A 16292-nucleotide genomic window follows, 5' to 3' on the forward strand; every position below is an offset into this window, starting at 1 on the left:
TTTCGTACATACGTTCGAAGAAGGGAAGGGGGGGGTGGTCGGGAGGCGGGCGAGGGCAGGCTCGGGGGCGGCCGATGAGGGTGAGTGGCGGAACGCTTCTTCCCCGGCGCCCCAACGGTCGCCGCGATTCCCTCGCTGACCTGGACTTCTCTGCGGCTTGGGAGGTTTATCCGCTCTTCGTCATACGGGAGAGGGAATCGGGAGGTGGTGAGGGATTCGCCGGGGATGTGCTGGGCAACTCTGGTCTCGCGACGTTGTGAACAGCACCGGGGTGGTCGGCCGACTTCCCCGGAATCGGCCGAAGATGAAGCCGCAGTTCCGCTTTCTGGAGGAAATGACATGGCAAGTATCCGTACCGCTCGCGTCCTCGCCGCCGTCGCTGCTCTGCCCCTGACCGTCGCGCTCTGCGGCGGGGTCGCCGTGGCGGACAACGGCTCCTTCGCGAACGACGGATCGAACGCGGCCGTGGCGACGATCGGCGGCAGCGGTGTCGGCGGCAACAACTCCGGCAACTCGTCCACGACCCAGCAGCAGGCCGTCGGCGCCGGTGCGTCGAACCAGAACACGTCCGCCCAGGTGAGCAACTCGGCCTTTGTGCCGATCGATCAGTCGGACCACAGCGTCGCGGTGAACTTCACGCCGTTCTTCTGGTGATCCGTCCGGTGATCCTCATCGGGTGACGTGTGCGTCGGGACCTCCCGGGGGGTGGGTTCCGGCGGACCGGACGGCAGCCCGCACGGCGGCACTTCGGTGCCGCCGTGCGGGCTGCCCGCGTCTTGACGGGAAGTCGAGATCTGACGGACAGCCAGATGTGATGCTCTGGAGGCCCCTGCGTGCATCTCGCTCCTACGGAACGCCAGCAGTGACCCCCGTCGAACTTCGTTCGTTCTTCCGTGCGTTGACGGACGACGAGGCCGCGCCGGGGAGCGAGCGGCAGCGGTGTCGGCTGCTCCGGCGGATCGGCGCCGACCGGCTGCTCGGGCTTGGCCGGCCCGAGGCGTACGGGGGCCGGGGCCCCGGCCCCCACGAGCAGTTCGTCTTCTTTGACAAGGCGTACCGGGCCGGCGCCCCCGCCCCGGCGAGGCCAGCGGGGTGAAGTTCGCGGGCACGGAGGGCGCGGTCGAGGTCTACCGGATGTGTCAGGAGGCCGTGGGCGAGAGGGGGGGTGGGGCGGGAGCTGAAGCCGTACGGCCGGAGGCCGACAACGGCCGGCGAGGCCGGGCGCGATGAGCTGTCCGACGTGCTCCTGTGCTTCGTCGGCCGTGCCGCCGCCACCGCCGGGCGCGGCAAGGACCCCGTCAACGAGTCGGCGCTCCCAACTACCCGGGCGACGTGCTGCGGTTGACCGGGCGGATTACGGAGGTGGCCGGCGAGGGACAGGCCGAGCCGGTCGACGGGGGGTCGGTCGAAGCGGTCGTCCAGGTCATCGGCGGCAACGGCATCGGCCGCCACGTCACCGGCACGGTCACCATCGCCCTCCCGCGGAAAGGCGAAGGGAAGCATGAGCATCCGAAGAGCCGACTTGCTCGGCGGGAAGGCCGCGATCGTCGGTATCGGGGCCACCGAGTTCTCCAAGGACTCCGGCCGCGGCGAGCTGAGACTGGCCGTCGAGGCGGTCCGTGCCGCTCTCGACGATGCCGGCCTCGCCCCCGCCGATGTGGACGGGCTCGTCACCTTCACCATGGACACCAGCCCCGAGATCACCGTCGCCCAGGCGGCCGGGATCGGCGAGCTGTCGTTCTTCTCCCGGATCCACTACGGCGGCGGCGCGGCCTGCGCCACCGTGCAGCAGGCCGCGCTCGCGGTGGCCAGCGGCATCGCGGACGTCGTCGTCTGCTACCGGGCCTTCAACGAACGCTCCGGCCGCCGCTTCGGCTCCGGCGTCCAGCGGCCGAGCCCACGGCCGAGGGCACGGCGCTCGGCTGGAACCTCCCGTACGGGCTGCTCACCCCCGCCTCCTGGGTGGCGATGACGGCCCAGCGCTACCTGCACACCTACGGCCTGGGGCCGGAGGTCTTCGGGCACGTGGCGGTGGTCGACCGGCTCCACGCGGCGCGGAACCCGGCGGCGTGCTTCCACGGGAAGCCCATCACGCTCGCCGACCACGCCGCGTCCCGCTGGATCGTGGAGCCGCTGCGGCTGCTGGACTGCTGCCAGGAGACCGACGGCGGCCAGGGCTCGTCGTCACCGGCGTGGAGCGGGCCCGCGATCTGCCCCGGCCGCCCGCCGTCGTCGTCGCCGCGGCGCAGGGGGCGGGCCGGTCGCAGGAGCAGATGACGAGCTACTACCGGGACGGGCTCAACGGCCTGCCGGAGACCGCCGTTGTCGCCCGGCAGCTCTGGCGCGGCTCCGGGCTGTCCCCGGCCGACATCGATGTGGGCATCCTCTACGACCATTTCACCCCGTTCGTCCTGATGCAGTTGGAGAAGTTCGGCTTCTGCCGACCGGGGGGGGCGACTTCGTCGCGGCGGACGCCCTGCCCCTGAACACCCATGGGGGCCAGCTGGGGGAGGCGTACCTCCATGGGATGAACGGCATCGCGGAGGCCCTCCGGCAGATCCGCGGCACCTCGGTGAACCAGGTGGCGGGCGCGGCAAGGTCCCTGGTCACGGCCGGTACGGGCGTTCCGGCGTCGGGCCTGGCCCTCGGTACGGACGGCTGAGCGGCACCTTCCGGGTACGGGCGGCTCCCCGGGGCGCTCGGGGGCGGACCCTGACGGAGGGGGGAAGGCCCGTCCACCTTCAGGAGGTGCAGGGTGGACGCCCCCTACAACCTGAGGCGGACAGCGCTTCGGGACCTGGGGCCGATCCCCTCGGCGGCGCCCGCTCCTAGCGTTGAGTACATGACCACGCCAGTCTGCACGGGCGCCTCCAGGGCGGCCTCCGCCACCGCCGGACACCACCCCCACCCGCCCTACGCGTCGTTCTCCTCGTACGTACGGGCCCGGGGACCGGTCCTGCTGCGTACCGCGCGCTCGCTCACCGCGAACCCGTGCGACGCGGAGGACCTGCTGCAGACCGCGCTCGCCAAGACGTACGTGGCCTGGGAGCGGATCGAGGACCACCGGGCGCTGGACGGCTACGTCCGCCGGGCCCTGCTGAACACCCGCACCTCGCAGTGGCGCAAGCGCAAGGTCGACGAGTTCGCCTGCGAGGAGCTGCCCGAGCGGGAGAGCCTTCCGACGCCGGACCCGGCCGAGCAGCAGTCGCTGCACGACGCGATGTGGCGCGCGGTGCTCAAGCTCCCGGACCGCCAGCGTGCGATGGTCGTCCTGCGCTATTACGAGGACCTGAGCGAGGCCCAGACGGCGGAGGTCCTCGGCGTGTCGATCGGTACGGTCAAGAGCGCCGTCTCCCGCGCCCTCGGCAAGCTCCGCGAGGACCCGGAGCTGACACCGGTCCGCTGACGCGAGCCCGCAGACTCCGGCCCGTCGAAGCGAGTCCGCGCCGACGCCGGCATGCCGGTTTCACGATCCCGGAAGAGTCTCCCGCAAGGCCCCGGTCAGGAATTCCGTCCCGCGAGTAGTGACATACCGCGTGGTATGTGCGCAGAATCAGCGGAAACCTACTGCCGCGTAGCGCCCACCGGGAGGACGCCGTGCTGAGCACCATGCAGGACGTACCGCTGACTGTCACCCGCATCCTGCACCACGGGATGACGATTCACGGGAAGTCGCAGGTCACGACCTGGACCGGCGAACCCGAGCCGCACCGCCGTACGTTCGCCGAGATCGGCGTCCGCGCCACCCGGCTGGCCAATGCGCTCCGCGACGAGCTGGGCATCGACGGCGACCAGCGGGTCGCCACGCTCATGTGGAACAACGCGGAACATGTCGAGGCCTACCTCGCCATCCCCTCCATGGGCGCCGTGCTCCACACCCTCAACCTCCGGCTCCCGCCCGAGCAGCTCGCCTGGATCGTCAACCACGCGGACGACAAGGCCGTGATCGTCAACGGTTCGCTGCTGCCGCTCCTCGTGCCGCTGCTGCCCCACCTGCCGAGCATCGAGCACGTCGTCGTGGCCGGTCCCGGCGACCGCTCCGCCCTCGCCGGGATCACGCCCCGCGTGCACGAGTACGAGGAGCTGATCGCGGGCCGCTCCACCACGTTCGACTGGCCCGAGCTGGACGAACGCCAGGCCGCCGCCATGTGTTACACCTCCGGCACCACGGGCGACCCGAAGGGCGTCGTGTACTCGCACCGGTCGATCTACCTGCACTCGATGCAGGTCAACATGACCGAGTCGATGGGGCTGACCGACAAGGACACCACCCTCGTCGTCGTGCCCCAGTTCCATGTGAACGCCTGGGGTCTGCCGCACGCCACGTTCATGAGCGGCGTCAACATGCTCATGCCGGACCGCTTCCTCCAGCCCGCCCCGCTCGCCGACATGATCGAGCGCGAGCGCCCCACGCACGCGGCCGCCGTGCCCACCATCTGGCAGGGCCTGCTCGCCGAGGTCACCGCCAGCCCGCGCGACCTCACCTCCATGGCCAACGTGACCATCGGCGGCGCGGCCTGCCCGCCCTCGCTGATGGAGGCGTACGACAAGCTCGGCGTCCGGCTCTGCCACGCCTGGGGCATGACGGAGACCTCGCCGCTGGGCACCATGGCCCACCCGCCCGCCGGGCTGAGCGACGAGGAGCAGTGGCCCTACCGGGTCACCCAGGGCCGCTTCCCGGCCGGAGTCGAGGCGCGGCTGGTCGGCCCCGGCGGCGAACACCTCCCGTGGGATGGCGAGTCGGCCGGTGAGCTGGAGGTCCGGGGCCCCTGGATCGCCGCGGCCTACTACGGTGGCTCCGACGGCGAGCACCTGCGCCCCGAGGACAAGTTCAGCGAGGACGGCTGGCTGAAGACCGGTGATGTCGGCGTGATCAGCACCGACGGCTTCCTCACGCTCACCGACCGGGCCAAGGACGTCATCAAGTCGGGCGGCGAATGGATCTCCAGCGTCGAGCTGGAGAACGCGCTGATGGCCCACCCGGAGGTCGCGGAGGCGGCGGTCGTCGCCGTACCGGACGAGAAGTGGGGGGAGCGGCCGCTCGCGACCGTGGTCCTCAAGGAAGGCGCCGCCGATGTCGACTACGAGGCGCTGAAGGCGTTCCTCGCCGAGTCGGGCATCGCCAGGTGGCAGCTGCCGGAGCGCTGGTCGGTGATCCCCGCCGTGCCGAAGACGAGCGTGGGGAAGTTCGACAAGAAGGTGATCCGCAAGCAGTACGCGGCAGGCGAGCTGGACGTCACCCAGCTCTGAGCTTCCGCGCCGCACGTTTCACGTGAAGCAGGGCGGGGGCGGTACGGAATCCCGTACCGCCCCCGGCCTGTTCTGCTTTCGCGTGCGCTCAGTTGGTGCCGATCTTCGCCAGCAGGTCGACGATCCGCGACTGGACCTCGTCGCTGGTCGACCGCTCCGCCAGGAAGAGAACGGTTTCACCCGATCCGAGCCGCGGCAGCTCCGCCTGGTCCATCCCGGCCGAGGTGTAGACGACCAGCGGGGTGCGGTTCAGCTGCCCGTTGGCCCGCAGCCAGTCGACGATCCCGGCACGCCGACGGCGAACCTGCATCAGGTCCATCACCACGAGGTTCGGCCGCATCCGGCCCGCCAGGTCGACGGCCTCGCTGTCCGTCGCGGCGCGCGCCACCTGCATCCCGCGCCGCTCCAGGGTCTGCGTCAGCGCCACCGCGATCTCCTCGTGCTCCTCGATCAGGAGCACCCGCGAAGGATGCTGTTCACTGTCGCGCGGGGCCAGCGCCTTGAGGAGGACGGCCGGGTCCGCCCCGTACGCCGCTTCCCGGGTCGCCTGCCCGAGACCGGCGGTCACCAGCACCGGGACCTCGGCCGCGACGGCGGCCTGGCGCAGCGACTGCAACGCGGTACGGGTGATGGGACCGGTCAGCGGGTCGACGAAGAGCGCGGCGGGGAACGCGGCGATCTGGGCGTCGACCTCCTCGCGGGAGTTCACGATCACGGGACGGTAGCCCCGGTCGCTCAGCGCCTGCTGGGTCGGTACGTCGGGGGCGGGCCAGACCAGCAGTCGGCGCGGGTTGTCCAGCGGCTCGGGCGGCAGCTCGTCGTCGACCGGGTGCGGGTGCGGCCGGTTGGCGACCTCGACCGCGCCCCCGGGCCCGTCCAGCGGCTCGGGACCCTCGGCACCCTCGTCGGGCGCCCCTATGGCGTACGCACGCCCCTCCGCGACCGGCGGCGCGAGCAGCTGCCCCTCGCCGTAGGCGGCGCCGGGCCCGCCGCCCGTGTGACCCGGCTGACCCGGTTGTCCGAGCTGACCCGGCTGGGCGTGCTCGTGAGGCGGGGCCACGGGCTGGTTCTGCTGCGGTCCGGGCGGGGGCGTGGGCGCGTTCGTGGTCGCGGGAGCGGGCGTCGGCGCCGTCGGCGGTGCGGCCTGCTGGTTGCCGGGGGCCCGGGCCGGGGTGCGGTCGCCCTCCGGCGGGGCGGCGAGCTTGCGACGCCGGCCGGCCCCACCGAGACTCTGGTGCGGCTGGTTCTGCTGATGCGCGAGGTGCTGGGCGAACGGCACGCCCTGGCCCAGCGTGCGCACGCTGAAGGCCCTCCCCTGCGTCGAGTCGGGACTGGTGCCCTCCGGCATCGGCTCCTCGGCGGGCAGCGGCTGCCGCCGAGCGTCCGGGGCCGGAACGCCCGGGTCACCGTCGGCCGGCTGCGCCTCGGGGCCGGTGACGGCGGCGACGCCGGTGGTGTGCGCGGTCTGCCCGGTGTCGCCCCAGGAGCCGGTCTCCGGACCCTGCCCTGCTGCCGTCCCCGGCGCCGGGGGCAGGCCGTTCCCGGACGTATCCGCCCCGGGCAGGCCCTGCCCGGAGTGCGCGTCCGTCTGCGGGAGGTGGTGCGCCGGGGCCACGGGGTGCGCCTGCGGAGGGGTGTGGCCGACCTCCGGTGCGGTCCGTGCGTGATGGGCGCTCGCGTCGACGCCGGGGCCCGCCGGGGCGTCGGGGGCCAGCGGCGCCCGGTCCGCGTCGGCGGGCGGCAGGGCGAAGGCGGTACGCGGACCGGCGTCCGCCGCGGTGCGCTCCTGGGCGGCGGCCAGCGCGCGCCGGGCCCGTCGGCCACCCGGCTGCTGGGCCGGGTCCGGGGGTCCGCTGTTGCCGCCGTTGCCGCCGTTGCCGGACGCCAGGGCGGGGAGGGCGGCGGGCTCGCCCTCCCGACGGGCGCGCCGTCCGGTGGGCGGAACGGGCTGCTGCGGGTCCATCGGGACGCCCTGGGGTGGCACGGTCTGCCCGAGCTGCGGACGGCCGCCGCCCTGGGCGTTCTCGGCCGCGGTGACGACCGCCCCCTCCGAGGGCGCGGTGGGGGCCCCGGACGGGGCGGAGGTCAGGGCCAGTGCCTGGCGCTGCGGTTGCGGCTGCTGCTCCCGCACGCCGCTACCGGTGTTCCCGGCGTCCGTCCCGGGAACGGTGGTCAGGGCCGCTTCGGCGGGGCTGGGACGCCCGCGCCGCCGCCCGGAACCCTCGCCCTGCTGGGCCGGGATCAGCTCGGATGCCTGCTGCTCCTCGGGCGCGGCCGGTCCACGGCGCGCCCGCCGCCGCCCGGTCGGCTCGGCAACGGGCCGGTCGTCGGCGGCGGGAACGGAGGCGGAAGGTGCACCGGGAGCCACGGCCCCGGCCGTGCCGTCGGCAGCGCTCTCCGGCGTACCGGCCGGGCTGTCCAGGAAAGCGTCGGTGGAGGACCTGCGCGCCCGGCGCCGGCCGCCGCTGGTGACGCCCGGCGCTCCGACGCCTTCCGGCGACGACGAGGACATCGGGGCGGTGGGCTCCGGCGACAGGCCGTTCGCGTCCGGCTCCGGGGGCGCGATGGTGCCCGACGCCGCGCCGATGGGCACGTCGAGGACGTACGCGCTGCCGCTCATGCCGGGCATCTCGTGGGTCTGGAGGACCCCGCCGTGGGCCTGGACGATGCCGCGGACGATCGGCTCGTGCACCGGGTCGCCCCCGGCGAACGGTCCACGCACCTCGATGCGTACGACGTCACCGCGCTGAGCGGCGGCCACGACCACGGTGGAGTCGACGTAGCCGCCCCCGGGGACGGCCCGGGTCTTGCCGGTCGAGTCGACACCGCAGACGTCCGCGACGAGATGGGCGATGGCGGTCGCGAGCTGACGCGCGTCGACCTCGGCCTCGATCGGCGGGGCGTGCACGGCGAACTGGGCGCGCCCGGGGCCGATCAGCTCCACCGCCCCGTCGATCCCGCCCTTCACGATCCCCTCGATCAGGGCGGGGGCCTTGTGCAGCCCCTCCACCCCCGCGTCGAGGCGCTGGTAGCCCAGGACGTTGTCGACGAGCGTGGTCATCCGGGCGTACCCGGCGGCGAGGTGGTGCAGGATCTGGTTGGCCTCGGGCCACAGCTGGCCGGCCGGGTCGGAGGCGAGCGTGGACAGCTCGCCGCGCAGCTCCTCCAAGGGCCCGCGCAGCGAACCGCCGAGGACGGCGGTGAGCTGGGCGTGCTGGGCGCTCAGGGAGGCGAGCTGCTCGGCCTGACCCTCGATCTCGGCGGCGTACCGCTCGCTGCGGTCGGCGAGCTCGGCGGCGTGCGCCTCCTTCAGCGCTTCCAGTTCGGCCGCGTGCGCTTCCTTGAGCGCGGTGACCTCGGCGGAGTGGCTCGTGGTCAGCTCGGCGACGACGTTCTTGTGCTGGGCGGACAGCTCCTCGTACGGCCGGCGGTCGGTGAACGTCATCACCGCGCCGACGAGCTGGTCCCCGTCGCGCACCGGCGCGGTCGTCAGGTCCACCGGCACCCGGGCGCCGCTCTTGGACCACAGCACCTGCCCGCGCACCCGGTGCTTGCGCCCGGACTTGAGGGTGTCGGCGAGCGGGGAGTCCTCGTACGGGAACGGCTCGCCCTCCGCCCGCGAGTGCAGGATCAGCGGGTGCAGCTCCTGGCCGCCGAGGTCGCTGGCCCGGAAGCCGAGGATCTGCGCGGCGGCGGGGTTGACGAGGACGACGCGCCCGTCGGTGTCCGTACCGACGACGCCTTCGGACGCGGCCCGCAGGATCATCTCGGTCTGCCGCTGCGAACGGGCCAGCTCGGCCTCGGTGTCGACGGTGCCGGAGAGATCCCGTACGACGATCATGAGGAGCTCGTCGCCGGTGTAGCTGGAGTGGATGTCGTTGTACGCGGCCTGTCCGCTGTCGAGGCTCGCGCTGGTGACCTCGACCGGATACTCGTGGCCGTCGGTGCGCCGCGCGGTCATCCGCGTGGGCTTGGTCCTGCCCTGCTCGTCCGCAGCTTCGGGCCGTCGCATCGACCCCGGGATCAGCTTGGAGTCGAACTCCGGCAGCAGATCGAGCAGTCCGCGACCGACGAGCGCGGTGCCCGGGGTCTCGAACATCTCGAGGGCGATGGCGTTGGCGTTGACGACCGTGCCATTGCAATTGACGAGCAGAAGCCCGTCAGGAAGGGCATCGAGTATGGCTGCGAGGCGAGCAGTGCCTCGGGATGGCCTGCTGCTCACGACGACGCTTCCTCCCTGATTACCGCACCTTGCCGACAGCGGGCTCCATCTTGCCCCTCGGGCCGCAGACTGTCACTGGAGGAGTCTAAGGCCAGGGGAGGCCCCGGGGGCGGCGGATGAGGGGGAGCTCTCACCAAGGTTCTGTGCGCGCGGTGTACGCCAGGGGCCCATGCCGTGAGCGTCCGCACACCCTGTGACGTGCGCGGACGCGGGGCCCGGCGGTTCCTCCCGGGCCCCGGGAGCGCCCTGCGCCCCTTCGCCGGTGCGAACGTCTTTACGCCGTCGCCTTCACGCCGCCGACGAGGCCGCCGCCGACGGGTCGGCCGTCGGCGGGCCGCCGGTGCCGCCCGCCGCCGACGACGGGCTGCCGGACATCGGGCTACCGGACATCCGGGAGCACCGGTACGAGGCTGTTCCAGCGCGCGATCTCGCATCCGTCGCGGCGGCTGGCGGTGGTGTCCACGGCCCGGCCCTCCCAAGTGCCCACGATGCGCGCGGTGGCGTCGCCGCCGTGGATCATCGTGCACATCGTGCCCTCAGGGGTCTCCCGGAACAGCTCCTGCCGCCCGGCCCGGGTGGCCCCGGCCTCCGCCAGCCGGTCACAGGCGGCCTGCCCCTCCGGGTGGGTGCCCCCGGTGGGCCCGCACTCCAGCTCGAAGGTGCCGTCGGCCCCGGGGACCCCGGTGTTCTCCACGCTCACGGTGAGCCGCGTCCGCGCCTCGTCGGCCTCACCGGACCCGTTCCCCTCCCCGTCGTCCAGGAACCCGGGCAGCGGGAGGGGCACGGGCAGCGGGCCGAGGGCGGGCCGGGCGGCGGCGAACGGTCCGGAGGTCGGCACGGCGGAGGGCACCGGCCCGGAGGACGCGGCCCCGGAGGCGGTGGCGGTGGACGCCGGCACGGCGGCGGCGAGGACGGCGAGCGGGACGACGGCGGTGAGGGCGAGACGGCGCAGCATGCGAAAGCTCCAGGATCTCTGCAGCGGGGTCAACCGCGGGCGGTGGTCACGGGCGATCACGGACCCGCCCCGGTGCCCCGCTGACGGACGACGAACGGGCGACGACGACTGGACGACTGGCGGAGACCCGAGGCCCCCACCCCTCTCTAACGCGCACCGCGCCCGGACGTTGCGCCACCACGCCGAACTGCTTTGCCCTGCCCCCCGGAGGCCTAGTAACGTTGGCGGCGATTGGTGGCACGACGCTCGACTGTGTCATCATCTGCACGCACCACTCGCGTCCGCGCGAGGAGTGTGGAGGAGGCGTCGCCTAGTCCGGTCTATGGCGCCGCACTGCTAATGCGGTTTGGGTCTTAAAGCCCATCGAGGGTTCAAATCCCTCCGCCTCCGCTCCATCCCGAAGCCCCGTGCCCTTGGCATGGGGCTTCGGTCGTTCCGGGGACGAGGGGGCGCGCGGAGGGCGCGCCCGGGGTGGGCTTCAGAGGTCGTTTCCGCAGCTCAGCGGTGGTGCGGCTAATGGATTTCGCGTCACGGCGCAGGTCATGTAATGTTGTTCTCGCAACGCCGACCGGGAAGAAAAAGCCCGGAACGCCAAGCACTCGTAGCTTAACGGATAGAGCATCTGACTACGGATCAGAAGGTTGCAGGTTCGAATCCTGCCGAGTGCACAGCAGGCCAGAGGCCCCCAGGAGAAATTCTGGGGGCCTCTCGCGTTGCCCGTACAGCAGCGAAGTACAGCAACGGTAGTGGCCGTCGCGGTCTTCCCCCTTCAAAGGCTAGACGTGCGTCGTGCGACTGAACCCGAGGGAGGCCAGCCCTTCTGAGTGACACAGTCGATCCGAAGGGCCGCCGACCTCGGTCTGGAGAAGTTGGTAGGCGGCGCCGTGGGACTGCCCCCAGTGCATCGCCGCCCGCCACAGGATGCGTCCGATGCCCTTGCCTCGGGCCTCGGGTAGGACGGCGAAGTACTGGGGCATGAGCTGGGGGCATCCGATCGGATCCACGCGTACTTCCATGGGGCCGATCGCGCCGACGATGCGGTCTTCGATGGCGGTGGCGAGGACGGGGCCGCACCGGCCGGTCTGCATCTGGGTGTGGAGGAAGGCCAGGCCGTCGGCGGCCATCGTCTCGGCGAACGGGACGAAGGTGTTCTGCACGACGGTCGGCCAGGCGGTGATGGGGCGGACCGGGCCGTCCGGGGCGGGGCAGGGGCCGTTGGTGAAGTCCTTCAGCTGGATGCGGGTGCCGCGCGGGTGTGCAGTCTCGGGACCGAGAGGGCGTACGACCCGGGCGCCCGCCACGTCGTGCGTGGAGGCGAGCTTCGCGGCCAGCTCGGCGGCCTCATCCACGACGGTGTCGCGGGGCCCGTAGGCGAAGACCTTCACAGTGCCGCGTCCACGCCGACTCAGGGTGGGGATGAGAGTGTGCTCGGGCTGGTGAACCACGTCCTCGCGGAGGACTTTCTCGTCCTTCTCGCCGCCCCAGCGCCGGTCCTTGTCGTAGGGCAGGAAGTCACCCGTGTCGGCCGCTCGCAGGATGTCCTCGAACACGCTGACGGTCAGGGCATCGGGGTGGATGGGACCGAGAGTCGGCACGATCGGCGCGGTCAGTTGGGGCCGGAGCCAGTCCCAGCGGAAGAACATGAGCGGCACCCTAGCGGTGGGACGGGCAGGGCTCAGGCCCTGACGCGAGTACGCCGGGGCCTGAACGGAGTTGACCGGATCGTGTCGGTCAGTGGGGGTTGTCGTCACCGGCGTCGCAGGAGCACTCCGCGCTCTCCACGATCACGTCGAGGTCCTGGACGGCGGTGATCGACGCGGTCGCGACAGGCGGGGCGGCGCAGCGGGCCGAGGCCGGCGGGCCGGGGAGGATGGTCACCGGTACGGGCGGGGTCATGAGGCGTTCTCCTTGTCTCCGTGCTGGCAGTAGCTGTGCAGCGGCGCCTTGGCCTCCTGGTAGTGCTTGGCCAGGGGGCGGCAGACCCGGCAGGTGCCGGACAGGGCGCAGCCCTCGCACCCACCGGTGCGAAGCATGAGGCGGTCGGCGATCGCGCCGAGCCGGGTGAGGCCGTCGATGCCTTCGGCCATGAGGTCGATCTGGTCGTCGCGGCTGACCTTGCAGATCGACACCTTGGCGTGCGGGTCGGCGTGGAAGAAGGTGTGTCCCGCGTTGCAGCCGGCGAACGGCTTGCGCTGCCGCAGGTGGGCGGCGGACTGGGCGAGCAGCGGCTCACCGCCGCCGTAGATCGTGGGCGTCATGTTCGTGTACGCGTGGTTCTCGACGTTCCACTCGTCGGCGAGGGCGGCCATCTCGTCGGCCTCGGAGGCGTTGTCCTCGGTCACCACGACGTTGATCCGCAGCGGAAGCCCCGCCTCACGGGCGGCGTCCATGCCGCGCCGGAACGCCTTCCACGCCCCGCGGCGCTGGGTGAGCGTGTCGAAGGACTCCTCGCTCGCCCCGTACATGCTGAGCACCAGGCGGTAGGGCGGGCAGTCGCGGAAGAGCTTGAGGAGGTCCGGCCGCCAGAGCAGCGAGCCGTTGGTGGAGATGGTGAGCATCATTCCGGCCTGCCAGGCGTACCGGTACGCGCCCTGAAAGTGAGGATCCATGGTGGGCTCGCCGCCGGTGATCTGGAGCCAGAGGACACCGGCATCGCGCATGATGTCCAGCAGCCGCACCTTCTCCTCCCAGGCGAGGCCGGAGAAGGGCCGCTCGCCGAGGTAGCAGTGCTTGCAGCCGAAGTTGCAGCCGAGGTTGATCTCCCAGGAGGCCCGGCAGTAGCCGTACGGGGACGGCTCGCGTACCAGCACGGTGCCCTGCGCGGTCTGGCCGTCCAGGTCGAGGCCCCACATGTCGGCGGCGGTCTGTACCGCCCAGGTGGGAAGCGACCCACCGTCGGTGGCGGTCTGGCGCAGGCCCTCGTAGTGGTCGGCGGAGATTCGGGCGCCGGCCCGTGCTCCTGGCTTGAGGAGAAGGTGTCCGTCGAGGAATGGGGAGGCGATCAGAGCGTGGGCCATCGGTGGCCCTCCTTCCGGATCACGGAGCGGGACAGCACACGGGACTCCTGGCGGCCGGCGAGGCAGTGGATCTCGCCAAGCCCGTTACAGGTGCCGCAGGTCTTGCCGGACGAGTTGGCGCCGCTGCCACCGCAGTCCCCGCACCGTTCGTTGCGAGGCGAGCGAGGGCGCCGGGGCTTGTGCGGGCTCGCGATCAGCTGGTGCACGAGACCTCCTCCAGGGCGTCTTCCCAGGTGTGCTGCTTGGCGTGGTCGGCAAACAGACAACAGCCCTCACCGTCAGGGACCGGGGCGGCCACCGGGCAATCCGGCAACACGACAAGTTCCGCCTCGTCCGTCCCGTGCCAGCGGAGCCACAGCGCGGTCCCGTACGCGCCGGCGTCGGTGAGGAGACCGAAGTGCTCACCCTCGTCGTGCGCGGACAGCTGGCACTGCACCGCCCTGTCGATGTACTTGGCGGTCGACTTCTCCCGTGCTTCCTTTGCCAGGTCGAGGGCCACCCGGCGCCAGTGCGCGCAACGCATCACGACACCATCCGGAAGGACACGACGGCATTCCGTTCCTGCTGCGAGCACCGGGGGCAGACGCACGGCGGGTAGCGGCCCGGGTTCTCCGGGACCGCCGGGTCCTCGCCTACGCGTACCTCCGTGCGAGGTCCCCACGTCTGGCCGGAGTCGCGGGAGACCCGCAACGTCATCTGTACGTCGTCCTGTCCGTTCGCCATGGCCAGGAGCATCGCGATCCGTAGTCCCGGCCAGAAAGGCCAAGCGGATTACCCAACTTGGGTAACATCACCCTCGGTTGACCAAGTGCAGCGATCCGTAGTCCTCATGCCGGAGCGTGCCCAATGCCCGAGCCATCTCGCTCGAAGGAACTCCCGGTCAGCCTGCTCATGGACCCAGTGATGATCGAGGCATGCCAGGCCAGAGACTTCAGCCGCATCTTTCAGCTGGTCAAGGCACGAGCTGGCATCTATCCGTCGATGGTCGCGCGTCGCTGCGACCTGACCCCGAGCCGCGTGGGCGAGGTGATCGCCGGACGGCGGCAGCTGCTGCACATGGACGTGATCGAACGGATCTCGGACGGACTGCGCATCCCCGGACACATGCTCGGCCTTGCTCGACGCTCCTGGGAGACGCCGCCCAGCCTGACGGTCACGCCTCGCGATCCGGCCGAGATGCCGACCTCAGCCGTCGAACCACTGGCCGCCGGACTACCGGGGGCGGACGTCGACAGCATCCTCGCCCTGGCGGCCGAGCGGGATCTCAGCGCCTCGACGCTGGACGCGCTGCATTCGTCGATCGCGGACTACTGGCGCCGGGACGACGAGCACGGCGGCGAGACCTTACGGCCGGCGGTCGTCGGCCAGCTCCGCTACGTCGTCGACCTCCTCAAGGAGCAGCGTCCGGCTCCTTTACGGGACGGCCTGCACAGCATCGCGGCCGAACTGGCCCGGCTCACCGGATGGACCTACTTCGACGCCCGCCAGTACAACCAGGCACGCGTCTACTTCACTGAATCCCTCGGACTGGCCAAGGCCATCGACGACCGCCAGTTCATGGCCAACGTCCTCGCCTGTATGAGCCTCCAGGCCACCTACCAGGACAAGCCCGGCGACGCCCTCGCACTCGTCACGGCCGCCCAGGACCAGGCCCGAGCGGCCGTGGGGACGACACCGCGCGTGCTGTCCATGCTCGCGATGCGCGAAGCTTTCGCCCACGCCACCCTTGGCAACCACGGCGCGACCCACACCGCGATTTCGGAAGCCCACACCCAGTTCGGACGGATCGGCGCCAGCGATCCGGACCCGGCATGGGTCGCCTACTTCGACGAACCGAAGCTGATCGTGGACACCGGCATCGCGCACGGCCGCCTGGGCGAAGCCGCCCTCGCCGAACCCCTCATCGCGGACGCCCTCCGCCGAGAACACCGGACGAACCACCGAGGCCGCGCCTTCCACGCCTTCTGGCTCGCCCGCACCCAGCTCCAGCGCGGCAAACTCGACGAGGCGTGCCACACGGCCATGGACGCCCTGGTCCCGGCGGCGGCCGTTAGCTCACAACGAGTCGCCGGCCACCTTCGGGAGTTCTACGAGCAGCTGGAGCCCTTCCGTCGGGAACCGGCCGCGGTGGCGTTCGAGTCCCGGCTCCGGGAAGTGCTGCCCCGTCAGGTCAGCGGATCGCCTCGTCCATGAGCACGTAGAGCAGCCCGACCAGAGAGCCACTGCTGACGATCTCGCGGCGGTCGATCATGCCTCGTACGTCGGCCAGCGGGATCCACTCGATCCGGTCCGATTCGTTCTTCTCGGTCGGCGGGCCCTCGTACGTCGCTCCGTCGGCCCGGAAGACGTGGTGCTGGGAGTCGGTGATGCCGTTGGCAGGCTCGGCGTAGATGAGGGGTGTGATTGGGCCGGGCCGCCAGCCGGTCTCCTCCAGCACCTCACGGGCCGCCGCATCGGCCGGCGTCTCGCCCTCCTCCACCAGACCCATGGGCAGCTCCCACGCCCAGGCGTCCGTGATGAAGCGGTGCCGCCACATCATCAGCACCTCGCGTCGCTCGTTGACGACGGCGGCCACGGCCAGGTGCCGGAGCTTGACGACGTGGTGCTCCCAGCGGTTCCCGTCCGGCGTCTCGACGTCGGTGAGCCACAGGTTCACCCAGCTGTTCTCGTAGATCGGACGTTCCCCGTGGATCTTCCACTGCATCGCTGCGGCCCCTCTCGATCGACCTCCAGCATCGCAGAGCAGCCAGGAGGCTGAAGCGCGTTCCTTGGATTTGCGTCATTCTGACGAGATGAGGCGCCCGTGAGCTCTGTCACGAGCTCACGGGTGCAGTTCTGGCTTGAGTAC

At 71.6% G+C, this 16292-nt stretch carries 12 protein-coding genes, 2 tRNA genes and 2 pseudogenes; 8 read left to right on the plus strand and 8 right to left on the minus strand.

The window, feature by feature from the left end; translation table 11 throughout:
• The first annotated feature begins 339 nt into the window (after nucleotides 1–339).
• From RNL97_RS16905 to RNL97_RS16925, 5 genes and pseudogenes are all read left to right on the plus strand, one after another.
• Nucleotides 340–654 (plus strand): hypothetical protein, encoded by a 315-nt coding sequence (locus RNL97_RS16905; RefSeq protein ID WP_010064866.1) that lies wholly within the window; start codon nucleotides 340–342, stop codon nucleotides 652–654.
• Nucleotides 655–833: 179 nt separating this feature from the next.
• Nucleotides 834–1072 (plus strand): annotated as a pseudogene (locus RNL97_RS16910) (acyl-CoA dehydrogenase); the annotation flags it as partial.
• A gap of 429 nt (nucleotides 1073–1501) precedes the next feature.
• Nucleotides 1502–2662: pseudogene (locus RNL97_RS16915) on the plus strand (lipid-transfer protein).
• Between the two features lie 180 nt (nucleotides 2663–2842).
• Nucleotides 2843–3406, plus strand: a complete 564-nt coding sequence (locus RNL97_RS16920; protein WP_030579227.1) for a SigE family RNA polymerase sigma factor — start codon at nucleotides 2843–2845, stop codon at nucleotides 3404–3406.
• Nucleotides 3407–3597: 191 nt separating this feature from the next.
• On the plus strand, nucleotides 3598–5250 hold the full coding sequence (locus tag RNL97_RS16925; RefSeq protein WP_243314438.1) for a long-chain fatty acid--CoA ligase: 1653 nt from the start codon (nucleotides 3598–3600) through the stop codon (nucleotides 5248–5250).
• A gap of 88 nt (nucleotides 5251–5338) precedes the next feature.
• Here the strand turns inward: RNL97_RS16925 and RNL97_RS16930 are convergent, their stop codons facing one another.
• A complete protein-coding gene (locus tag RNL97_RS16930) occupies nucleotides 5339–9472 on the minus strand; it encodes a response regulator (RefSeq protein ID WP_243314439.1) in 4134 nt (1377 codons plus the stop codon).
• Between the two features lie 379 nt (nucleotides 9473–9851).
• Nucleotides 9852–10427 carry an SSI family serine proteinase inhibitor gene (locus RNL97_RS16935; protein ID WP_030579076.1) on the minus strand — a complete coding sequence of 192 codons (576 nt, stop codon included), beginning with the start codon at nucleotides 10425–10427 and terminating at the stop codon, nucleotides 9852–9854.
• A gap of 299 nt (nucleotides 10428–10726) precedes the next feature.
• Between RNL97_RS16935 and RNL97_RS16940 the strand changes: the two genes are divergently transcribed.
• Together RNL97_RS16940 and RNL97_RS16945 are read left to right on the plus strand one after the other, a co-directional pair.
• Nucleotides 10727–10817, plus strand: a tRNA-Ser gene (locus RNL97_RS16940).
• 205 nt (nucleotides 10818–11022) lie between these two features.
• Nucleotides 11023–11095: transfer RNA gene (locus RNL97_RS16945), tRNA-Arg, on the plus strand.
• Nucleotides 11096–11203: 108 nt separating this feature from the next.
• Here the strand turns inward: RNL97_RS16945 and RNL97_RS16950 are convergent.
• The 5 genes from RNL97_RS16950 to RNL97_RS16970 all read right to left on the minus strand — a co-directional run bounded on the left by RNL97_RS16950 (nucleotide 11204) and on the right by RNL97_RS16970 (nucleotide 14167).
• On the minus strand, nucleotides 11204–12070 hold the full coding sequence (locus RNL97_RS16950) for a GNAT family N-acetyltransferase (RefSeq protein WP_313750900.1): 867 nt from the start codon (nucleotides 12068–12070) through the stop codon (nucleotides 11204–11206).
• A gap of 88 nt (nucleotides 12071–12158) precedes the next feature.
• Complete coding sequence (locus tag RNL97_RS16955) at nucleotides 12159–12323, minus strand: hypothetical protein (protein ID WP_313750901.1); 165 nt, start codon at nucleotides 12321–12323, stop codon at nucleotides 12159–12161.
• Nucleotides 12320–13444, minus strand: coding sequence for a radical SAM protein (locus tag RNL97_RS16960; protein WP_313750903.1), 1125 nt, complete (start codon nucleotides 13442–13444; stop codon nucleotides 12320–12322). Before RNL97_RS16960 ends, RNL97_RS16955 begins: the two co-directional genes overlap by 4 nt.
• A gap of 193 nt (nucleotides 13445–13637) precedes the next feature.
• Nucleotides 13638–13967, minus strand: coding sequence for a hypothetical protein (locus tag RNL97_RS16965; RefSeq protein WP_313750904.1), 330 nt, complete (start codon nucleotides 13965–13967; stop codon nucleotides 13638–13640).
• On the minus strand, nucleotides 13967–14167 hold the full coding sequence (locus RNL97_RS16970) for a hypothetical protein (protein WP_313750905.1): 201 nt from the start codon (nucleotides 14165–14167) through the stop codon (nucleotides 13967–13969). Before RNL97_RS16970 ends, RNL97_RS16965 begins: the two co-directional genes overlap by 1 nt.
• Before the next feature lie 123 nt (nucleotides 14168–14290).
• On the opposite strand from RNL97_RS16970, the gene RNL97_RS16975 reads away from it, so the two are divergent.
• Entirely contained in the window at nucleotides 14291–15637 is a 1347-nt protein-coding gene (locus RNL97_RS16975) for a hypothetical protein (RefSeq protein ID WP_313750906.1), read from the plus strand.
• Here RNL97_RS16975 and RNL97_RS16980 read toward each other — a convergent pair.
• Complete coding sequence (locus RNL97_RS16980) at nucleotides 15615–16148, minus strand: NUDIX hydrolase (RefSeq protein WP_030115012.1); 534 nt, start codon at nucleotides 16146–16148, stop codon at nucleotides 15615–15617. The genes RNL97_RS16975 and RNL97_RS16980 overlap by 23 nt on opposite strands.
• Nucleotides 16149–16292 lie beyond the last annotated feature (144 nt).

Source organism: Streptomyces parvus (assembly GCF_032121415.1).
GTDB classification, from domain to species: Bacteria; Actinomycetota; Actinomycetes; order Streptomycetales; family Streptomycetaceae; genus Streptomyces; species Streptomyces globisporus_A.

Excerpts from the sequence above, each read along its gene's own strand:
- RNL97_RS16905 (WP_010064866.1), top strand. The coding sequence starts at position 340 with ATGGCAAGTATCCGTACCGCTCGCGTCCTCGCCGCCGTCGCTGCTCTG.
- RNL97_RS16920 (WP_030579227.1), top strand. The coding sequence starts at position 2,843 with ATGACCACGCCAGTCTGCACGGGCGCCTCCAGGGCGGCCTCCGCCACC.
- RNL97_RS16935 (WP_030579076.1), bottom strand. The coding sequence starts at position 10,427 with ATGCTGCGCCGTCTCGCCCTCACCGCCGTCGTCCCGCTCGCCGTCCTC.
- RNL97_RS16950 (WP_313750900.1), bottom strand. The coding sequence starts at position 12,070 with ATGTTCTTCCGCTGGGACTGGCTCCGGCCCCAACTGACCGCGCCGATC.
- RNL97_RS16955 (WP_313750901.1), bottom strand. The coding sequence starts at position 12,323 with ATGACCCCGCCCGTACCGGTGACCATCCTCCCCGGCCCGCCGGCCTCG.
- RNL97_RS16960 (WP_313750903.1), bottom strand. The coding sequence starts at position 13,444 with ATGGCCCACGCTCTGATCGCCTCCCCATTCCTCGACGGACACCTTCTC.
- RNL97_RS16965 (WP_313750904.1), bottom strand. The coding sequence starts at position 13,967 with ATGCGTTGCGCGCACTGGCGCCGGGTGGCCCTCGACCTGGCAAAGGAA.
- RNL97_RS16970 (WP_313750905.1), bottom strand. The coding sequence starts at position 14,167 with ATGGCGAACGGACAGGACGACGTACAGATGACGTTGCGGGTCTCCCGC.
- RNL97_RS16975 (WP_313750906.1), top strand. The coding sequence starts at position 14,291 with ATGCCCGAGCCATCTCGCTCGAAGGAACTCCCGGTCAGCCTGCTCATG.
- RNL97_RS16980 (WP_030115012.1), bottom strand. The coding sequence starts at position 16,148 with ATGCAGTGGAAGATCCACGGGGAACGTCCGATCTACGAGAACAGCTGG.